At 30.8% G+C, this 8,966-nt stretch carries 11 protein-coding genes; 10 read left to right on the forward strand and 1 reads right to left on the reverse strand.

Annotated elements, in window-relative coordinates:
* Together CLLU_RS18990 and CLLU_RS17250 are read left to right on the forward strand one after the other, a co-directional pair.
* A partial coding sequence (locus CLLU_RS18990) for a hypothetical protein (RefSeq protein WP_207656025.1) occupies nucleotides 1-180 on the forward strand: 180 nt, incomplete at its 5' end.
* A 581-nt stretch (nucleotides 181-761) separates the two neighbouring features.
* Entirely contained in the window at nucleotides 762-989 is a 228-nt protein-coding gene (locus tag CLLU_RS17250; RefSeq protein WP_106011004.1) for a hypothetical protein, read from the forward strand.
* On the opposite strand, the gene CLLU_RS17255 is transcribed toward CLLU_RS17250, so the two are convergent.
* On the reverse strand, nucleotides 990-1,856 hold the full coding sequence (locus CLLU_RS17255; RefSeq protein WP_106011005.1) for an endonuclease: 867 nt from the start codon (nucleotides 1,854-1,856) through the stop codon (nucleotides 990-992).
* Between the two features lie 117 nt (nucleotides 1,857-1,973).
* Between CLLU_RS17255 and CLLU_RS17260 the strand changes: the two genes are divergently transcribed.
* The 8 genes from CLLU_RS17260 (at nucleotide 1,974) to CLLU_RS17300 (ending at nucleotide 8,163) form a co-directional block, all read left to right on the forward strand.
* Entirely contained in the window at nucleotides 1,974-2,294 is a 321-nt protein-coding gene (locus CLLU_RS17260) for a hypothetical protein (protein ID WP_106011006.1), read from the forward strand.
* A gap of 296 nt (nucleotides 2,295-2,590) precedes the next feature.
* On the forward strand, nucleotides 2,591-3,811 hold the full coding sequence (locus tag CLLU_RS17265; protein WP_106011007.1) for an HNH endonuclease: 1,221 nt from the start codon (nucleotides 2,591-2,593) through the stop codon (nucleotides 3,809-3,811).
* 841 nt (nucleotides 3,812-4,652) lie between these two features.
* Complete coding sequence (locus CLLU_RS17275; RefSeq protein WP_106011009.1) at nucleotides 4,653-5,645, forward strand: AAA family ATPase; 993 nt, start codon at nucleotides 4,653-4,655, stop codon at nucleotides 5,643-5,645.
* Nucleotides 5,646-5,822: 177 nt separating this feature from the next.
* On the forward strand, nucleotides 5,823-6,140 hold the full coding sequence (locus CLLU_RS17280; RefSeq protein WP_106011010.1) for a hypothetical protein: 318 nt from the start codon (nucleotides 5,823-5,825) through the stop codon (nucleotides 6,138-6,140).
* Nucleotides 6,141-6,254: 114 nt separating this feature from the next.
* Complete coding sequence (locus CLLU_RS19565) at nucleotides 6,255-6,494, forward strand: helix-turn-helix domain-containing protein (protein WP_378062909.1); 240 nt, start codon at nucleotides 6,255-6,257, stop codon at nucleotides 6,492-6,494.
* Nucleotides 6,487-6,897, forward strand: a complete 411-nt coding sequence (locus tag CLLU_RS17290; RefSeq protein WP_106011012.1) for a transposase — start codon at nucleotides 6,487-6,489, stop codon at nucleotides 6,895-6,897. The genes CLLU_RS19565 and CLLU_RS17290 overlap by 8 nt, the downstream gene beginning before the upstream one ends.
* Nucleotides 6,857-7,018 carry a hypothetical protein gene (locus CLLU_RS19570; RefSeq protein ID WP_106011013.1) on the forward strand — a complete coding sequence of 54 codons (162 nt, stop codon included), beginning with the start codon at nucleotides 6,857-6,859 and terminating at the stop codon, nucleotides 7,016-7,018. Before CLLU_RS17290 ends, CLLU_RS19570 begins: the two co-directional genes overlap by 41 nt.
* 212 nt (nucleotides 7,019-7,230) lie before the next feature.
* On the forward strand, nucleotides 7,231-8,163 hold the full coding sequence (locus tag CLLU_RS17300; protein WP_242977728.1) for a DUF4351 domain-containing protein: 933 nt from the start codon (nucleotides 7,231-7,233) through the stop codon (nucleotides 8,161-8,163).
* Nucleotides 8,164-8,966: the final 803 nt, after the last annotated feature.

Here is an 8,966-nt window from a genome sequence, read left to right on the forward strand (position 1 = left end):
AGTTTATATAACATATATAAACGTCTTTGTGATTATATACACGATGGATATTATAACCAAATATTAGAAATGACTGATAAAAATCAATCAGATAGTAAAGAAAATATTACTTTAGAAGAAACAATGATAATTTCAGTGAGCAATAGTTTTTATGAATCTTATAAAACGATAATGAAATAAATTTTAGTATAGTGGCAACTGTTAATGTGTTAAAATCATTAATTTATCTGATTACAAGACATTAAAAAGTAAAGAGCTTTATGAAATGATAAAAGAAAAATTTAATAAATTTGATAGTGAAGTTATTTATAGTATTTTTCTAAAGCAAGAAAAGATAAACTAGATGAAGTGTTCAGTTCGAAAATTGAATCTAAAATAGTTGTTGACTGGAAAATAAATACTAAATTACATAATATTATACAATTGGCACTAAAAAATAATAATTTATGTAAGAGAATAGGAAATAATAAAAAAGGTTATAAATCTGAAAGAAGGCAGAATTTTTATTATTATCATCCACTTCAGAGAGGGAAATCAAAGCAAACTTTATGGTTAGAGCAAATAATAGAAAAATTAAAAAGGGAGCAAGCTCAGTATACAAGCCATCTCGCGAAGGTGATAGTTAGCAAGTTTGAGAAGTTTCTCATAACGGGTCCAAGTACTGTGGTAAAAATCGTAAAAAATTTGCAACCTAAGTACGATTAGCTATTCTATTTTTATATAATTTATTATTTGCAAAATAACAAACATGAAAGGTATATATGGATGATAAAGAAAAACTAAATCAGGAACTACAGTGGGTAAAATATAGAATGCATATTCTTGATATCATGGAGAAAAAGCTTTTACTCATGAGAAATATGGCCCAGGAAACAAAAATACCCGGGCATAATGAAGCTGAAATTGAAGAGTTAAATCGTAAAATCAACAATTTGGCAGGACAGGTTAAGGCACTGGATGATGAAAGCAAAAAAATTGATGGTGTGTGATTAAATCCGGCCTTGAAGTTTTAGCCTCTTGAGTTTATCTAATATGCCCCAGTAGCTTCTTCCTAGAAAATCTGCAATTTTTTTGCTGCTGGCGCCTGCTTGTTTTGATTTTATAATAAAATTTTCTTCCTCCTTTGAATATTTGTTTTCTGTTATGTTTTCACACCATTTGTTTATATTTTTATAACCTTCATTTATTAATTTTAATCTTTTATCCTCAAATCTTTCTTTAAGTTTTATTTTATAGTGCATGCAGGGTATCTCTTCCACAAAGGGACTTATGGTTTTTATAAACTTTACTATATCATTTCTTTTATTTATTTCCAGCAGAAAATGTTTGCCGTCTTTCCGCTCTTTTAATTTTGTATTTATATTAAATGTTTTTTTGATATGGTTCTGCAATATAATATTTTCATCCTTTGAAAAATTCAGGGTATAAATGGATATCCGAGGGAAAATATATATGGAGCCATTTTTCCTTTTACTTGAATCTATAACCAGAGAACCGTCGTCCATATAAAGACATGCCAATCCTATGGGATGATCCAGAAGCAATATGTTTTCGAGGGTGATTATTTTTTCCCCGCCTCTGTAGAACATATTGTACAGTTCAGTGTAGGTTTTGCTGCTGGGTGAACGGAGCTGGGGATTTTTACAGTTTGTAAGAAGTTTGAAGTTGAGATTTTTAAGCTTTTTGGCCTTCCATTCTCTGTAGGGAATTTGCTTTGCACATCCGTGCTCTCTGTAATAGGCATTTATACTCCTCCCATAAAGTGCAAGGCTTCCATCACCAATGAGACTTCCTATGATTATATTTCTTTCTATTCTATTCATTTTGTATACTTTGGTGTTTTCAGCAAAAGGCATTTTTATTCTCCTGTTTTCAGATATATATTTATTATCTGTCAAGTATAGTTAAAATATTCCGATAATTTTTAAAGATAATATTATATTTTAAAACTTATCAGGAATCAGGTGTGATTTATGAGTGACATTTTAAATGAAATAGAATGCAGCAGTTCTGTTAACGGGAAAGTTGTAAAGATGACAAATTATTTAAATGATATTGTACAGGGTTTTGCTGATGTAGTTATAGTTAGAAGATCAGATAATGGGATTATAGTTGTCCCCATTAAATCTTATATATATTCTTTAGGACTGGAGACATCACGAAAATTAAAGCAAGATATTAAAGCTCCCAGTATTGAAAAAAATATATTCACCTACTGGAGTCATAGAGATTGTATTACCCTGGATATAAGACCTGACTTGATAGCTAATTCTAAAGATGCCAATGAGAGATAAAACTTCAGATTTTATGATTTATCTGAATTAAAAAACAGATACATCAGTGAAAAAATAGTTGAAAATTATAATAGATTAAAGGATAAGGTTGTGCTGTCTTAATCCAGACTACCCCGAAAGGATTATGTTTAAGGAGAGTAATTTCTTATGGATAAATTTATGTTTAAAATATATAAATGCTTTAAGTTATGGTAGTGGAGAAGTTTGAAACGAAGATTATTAAACAAGTATGTGGATAAATAGTAATTTAAAGGTGAGATAATTTGTTGTGATATTATAAAGTGGGGGAACAAATAATGAAGAAGTGTGTTATATGCGGAGTTACGCTGAATAGCCAAAATAAATCGAAAGAACATATTATTCATAATGCAATTGGTGGCAGTTTAGAAGATGATGAGATATATTGCAAGACGTGTAATGAACTGTACGGCTCTGATCAGGACAAAGCATTTACCCAAATATTTGCGCCTATTGTAGATGGAATAAATATGCATAAGACTCGAAAAACGAAAGGATCATCGTATACTGGAATTATGTGTGATCAGAACGGTAATTTATATACTGCAACATATAAAGCCGGTAAGGTAGTGAAATTAGAAGATAGTAATTCGCAATACGTGAAATACGAGGAAGGTAAGTTTAAGACATTATATCATCACTTCAAACTTGATAATGCTGCATTTAAATTAGGTATTTCTAAAATAGCGTTCAATTATGCGATTCATTGTGGGTTGCATTCTTGTTGCCTTGAGAGAGTTTTTGACTATTCCACAAATAGGCTGATTGATAAGCCTGTTATTATTCCATTTATTCCAATGACATTATTTGATGCTGTAATGGAAATGTATCCAGTTGAAAGATTTTTTCATACAGTTCGAATTTTCAATTGTGGGAATTTTCTGTATGCGTATATTGAACTTTTCAATACTTTTCAGGATTATGTCCTACTATCGGAGAAATACAACTTCGCAGAGTGTGGCAATATTGATAAGTCATATGGCAATATTATAGAGATGAACGAACCTTTGGATAAAGATTTACTGGAGTCTGTAAACCCTAGAGATTATAAGGATGCGGATATTATTCGGTGTCAGTATCATATTGACATGGATAAGTTACTTGAAGGACTCAAAAAGTATCATAATTATGATTGCCTTGATTGTTCTGAACAAGTGAATATGTTGTTTGCTTGTATGGGTAAAACAGCCTATGAACAAATTCGTATACAATCGTATATCAAAGAGTATAAGGAATTGATCGACCATCATTATGATTCCATTAATTTCTTAAAAACATTTCAAGTTTTCGATGATATTAAGATGAAATCTCAATTTTTACATGATTTTCAATTTTATACAATTTTTAATGATGACTGTGTTAACATTGAAAATTATAAAAAAATCCTTCCAGATGGCTCTGACTATCCTGTTGCTATTTGTAAAATTTTAAATAACTGTCAATATTTTAGTTCTTATAGTCACATGAAATTCCATATATTAGAGAATTGTTCTGATTGATGTTCGCTATATATTACTAAGCAAAAACTCTATGAGGCATATTATTTGTTCATGTATGGAGAAATTGACAAATTCCAATTTTAAGGTTGAGTGTTATAAAGTAAGTGTCAAGTAAAAAATCGATAGAAACCACTCAAAAAATATAAGATAATCTTCCTAAAAAGGAAGGTCTTATATGGGTATACAAAAAACATGAATATTACCTAGTGGCAGGGAAATCAACATTCCGTTATGCAGAAATCGGTGTTTATACATCTTATAATGGAGTTATGCATCACAAGATGTAAATTCATTATAAGGAGGTCATGATTATGACCAAATGTCGGGAAATCTTAAGACTAATCAGTCTTGGATTCACCCAGCGTAACATCATGCAAATCTGTGGTGCTGCACAGAAAACTGTTATCAAAGTCCAGCATCGTGCAAAAGAATTAAATCTTGTATGGCCATTGTAGGAAAATATGAGACAAGGCTTTGGAGAATCTAATGTTTCCTAAAGCAGGCAAAAATATTAGTAACAAAAGAATGCCAAATCTAGCTTACATCCATAAGAAACTATTCTGTAACGGGGTCAGCAAAAAGCTCCTATAGACAGAATATATGGAGGATTGCCGTCTCAAAGGAGAAATAGATGACAGTATAAGCTTTGAAAATTATATGAACAAGATTACTGAAATTTTTAATATAGAGATTGAAAAATTGATAAGTTATAAGCATGATGAATTAGAAAATACTTATTAAGTATACGTATATAATAATTCACCTGGGAAACATGATCCAATATAACGCAGATATTAATTACCACAAGGATGATATAATATTTTAAGGTAATTTTTTTACTGTGAAATTAAAAATAAACGTAAAAACTGTACATTTATTTTTGATTTTGTCTATAATAGCAGAAAAGATAATAAATATTGGACTTTATAAGTGCTTATTTTCTGAAAGCAATAATATAAAACTTAATTATGAGTTCAAAATTGAAGATAATATTATCAATTACAATATTAACTATGATGTAGAAAATAGACTTATGGCGGAAGATTTATTATTGAATGATAGGATTATGCTAAATAGAATTGGCCAAAGTGCAAAATCATATATTACGGATAATAAAGTTTTTACAGACATTGATAAAGAATCCCTCCTTTTAAGATCCATATATTTTAACACAAAATTTAATAACTATCCTGTGTTAAAAACATGGTTTAATTATTTAATAAATTCAGTTTATCTCGATGCTTTTTTAAGAAGAGGTATAAATCCATCACACAGTAAACTTGATTTAGTAGAGTATTTGAAAAATAATGGTGTAGATGATATTAATAATTTCTTTAAAAAGTATAATTTTGGACAGTTGGTAGAGTATTCAAACGCAAGTGTTGGAAAATTAATTTCTATAGATACATCGGGAGATAAGAGTATATTTTTTAAAAGAGATGATATTGGAGAACCTATTCCATTTGCCATGGAATCGCTGGGAAATAAAAATCTTTTAAATATGCTGCCTGCCTTTTTCCATGTAATAAAAAATGGAGGAATGTTGATTATAGATGAATTCAGCAGTACATTTCACAACGATCTTGAAGAACTTCTTATTAGATATTTTATGGGCAAATCTAATAACTCTCAAGTATTTGTGGTTTCACATTCAACTAATTTACTGTCAAATACTATATTTAGACCAGATCAGGAATATGCAGTTGAATTTAGAGGAAGTGATGGGAGTATTATAAATAGATTTTCCAATGAAAAACCAAGAGAAGCTCAAAATATAGAAAAAATGTACGTAAGCGGTGTGTTTGGTGGAAAGCCGGTATACGAAGATGAGTAGAGTTATGTTTGCTGATAATAATAAAAAAATGATGAAAATCTTGTTGGGGATTTAATAAATAGACTTGGTAATTCCAGAGAAAGTAATGATGAATATGATAGGCAGGGGCTGCTCCTTCTTAGTTATCCTTCGATTGAAAGTTTTACAGCCTCTAATTATATAAAGGACTCATTTGATTTGGAAATAGAGAAGGATTCACAACTTAAGCAGTATTTACATGAACAAAAAATTATGTATCAAGATATAAATAGAGATACCACTGAATTAGCAGTTTTAGAAATGGATAAGGCAATAAAGAGTATTGAAATTGAAAGTTATGATTTAGATAATTTTAAAGATACCAATTTACAGATATACAATTATGAAGAAAATCATTATAGAAAAACAAAAAAATACAAGCTGTTAAGTCTATTGTGTGCAGCACTTCTTGATTTGGGATTAAATAGCTATAGAAGAAGATTAATAGTGATATATTATTTATATTCAATGAATTAAAACTATATAGAAACCATCCAAACCATATATGGTCCTTACAACTTTACCAGGAGAAGAATCCCAGGTGGATTTTGGCTATATAGCAATGACCAGGAAAAAAAGCTGTATGAAATAATAACGACAAAAACCTCGGACCAATTAGGATTTGGAAACCGCAAAAACTGGAATGCCAGCATAGCCCGTAAATGGGTTAGTGACAATTTTCATATTGAATACAGTAATCGAGGGATGCTGCAAGTATTCCACAGATTAAACCTTAGTTATACACGACCGACGTATACCCTGGCAAAAGCAGATAAAGAAAAGCAGGAGGCCTTCAAACAAGAATTTGAGGATTTAAAAAAACTTGATTGACGGAAATATAAACCATATTCTTTTTAAAGACGAATCAATGATCCGGTATTATCAAGCTATTTCCAGAACATGGTTTCCCAAAGGTCAGCAGAGAATTATAGCAGCCTACGGAAAACATGAAGGGGTAAAACTCCTGGGGATTATCAATTATGAAACCGGGTCAGTTTATTGTGAGGAACATAGTAAATATTATGCTGAAGTATTCCTTGGATTTCCTGAAAATGTTTTACAACAATATCCAGAAGGTAAAATAGTTATGATTCTTGATAATTCCAGAGTTCATCATGCAAAATTACTTAAGGGTTTCTGGAAAAGAACAGTACCCGGCTTTCATTCATTTTTCTCCTCCATACAGTCTCAAAATGAATATAATAGAGGGGCTATGGGGTTGGATGAAAGATGAGGTAATTAATAATGCTTTCTTTTCATCTGTTAAAGAAATTAGAAATGCTGTCCAATGGTTTATTAACTGGGTTAATCAAATCCCGGAAACCGTTATTGACAGGTTTTGTGTCCGCATGTAGTTTTATTTGTACGATATATATAGCATAAACAGAAGATGAACATTGCAATAGAACACGCAGATATGAGGAAATTGCTTGATGGATTGGTTGTCATTGTACAAAAGAATTAAAGTTGTAATTTTATTTAAAGAACAAATGTTTGAATAAGATTAACTTTTTGCGGGGATAATATATGATATAATAAAAATAACAGAGCAGGGTGGTTGATTGGTTTGGCAGATGAAAAGGTAAAATGGCACCCGGCCTTTGCGGCGGCGGTGCAACTGGAACTCAAGGAATACAGAAAATATCTGGAATTTATAACAGAATATCAACTCACAGATGAGCCCCTCAGGATAGATGTACTGGTAATTAAAAAGCTCAGGGAAATTAGGATAGACAAATCTCTGGGCAGAATATTTAAAAAGTATAATATATTGGAGTACAAATCTCCTACAGACTATATATCAATAGATGATTATTACAAGATAAAGGCATATGCCTATCTCTATAAAGCACTTTCAAGGGAAACAGATAAGATTGGTATAAATGAAATGACCATAACTCTGACTTCCAGCAGGTACCCCGGGAAATTGATTGATTATTTGAAAAATGAGATAAAGGCTGATATAGAAAAAGCTGGCAGCGGCATATATTATATAAAAGATACGGACATAGACACTCAGATTTTAGTGTCAAAACAATTGGATGACGGAGAAGCTGGATATTTAAAACTGCTTCAGAATCGGCAGCAGGACAGGAATTTGATGAAAAACTGGCTGGCAGAATACATAAGTAATATAAAGGATCCGCTTTATGCGGTGATAATGGATGTACTTGCAAAAGTGAATCCCGATGAAATATTGGAGGTGTATAAAGATATGGGAATGCCGAAAATAAGTGAGAGCAACATGGAGTTTTTAATGGACATGATTAAGAAGTTTGAACTTGACAAAAAGCTTGAACAGAAAGGTAAAGAAGAAGGCATAGAAGAGGGCAGAAAAGAAAAGGCAGAACTGCTTATTGAGCAGTTGAGAAAAAAGTTCAATGGATTGCCAGAGAACTATGAAGATAAAATAGAAAACCTTTCTAATGATAAAATTAAAGCTATTGGTGTGGATATATTTGATATAGAAAAGATAGAGGATTTGGAGAGGTATTTTTAGGAATTCAGTTAATAGTGAAGAGTTGATGTTTGTATGGATATAGCAGCACTGTCAATTGTAATGAATCAGTCAAAGGTTCAGTAGGATGCAGGTATAGCAATTATGAAAATGGCCATGTATAGAAATAATCAGGCTGCAGCATAGATGACTGAAATAATGCCGAATATTTCAATAGATCCTAATCTGGGAAACAAGACAGATATCAGGACATGAATTAAAAATATAGTTTTTTATTCATTGAAATAGATACTTTATGAGGTTTATTTTATATGAATATGTTAGTGTTTATGCTACTATCTCTAACAATTATTTTAAAATTTGGTATTATGTTTAATATCAGGGGGTCATATTAGATTCTATGTCTGAAGGTAAAAAGGCATTTGTAATTGTTGGCTTTTCATATTGGGAAGTTGATCAAGAAGAATTTAATTGGTTTGTAGATAATCTTCCAGTGTTTAAGTTATGAAGGTGATTTGTGGAATTCTTCTACAATAGATTCTTATGATTTAATTTATGGTGGAATAGTAGATGAACTTAAAATAGAGATGAAAATAATGATCCTTATAATCCTGCAAGTATACTTGAAACTATTTCTCAATATATTAGCCAATTAAATTTAATAAGTATGATCCCTTAACTACAAATATATATCGTGGAAGGATGCATAAAAAAGATGGTAAGCGTCAAACAAGAAAGTGGATGGAAAGTGTTCAAAAAATGTGAGATAATCTTCTAAAATAAGTTTTAAAGTTTTTCAAGTTAGCTTTAAAAACTTTAAAAAGGAAGGTTTTATATGGATGTAC

It is taken from the genome of Clostridium luticellarii, assembly GCF_002995845.1.
Taxonomy (GTDB): Bacteria; Bacillota; Clostridia; order Clostridiales; family Clostridiaceae; genus Clostridium_B; species Clostridium_B luticellarii.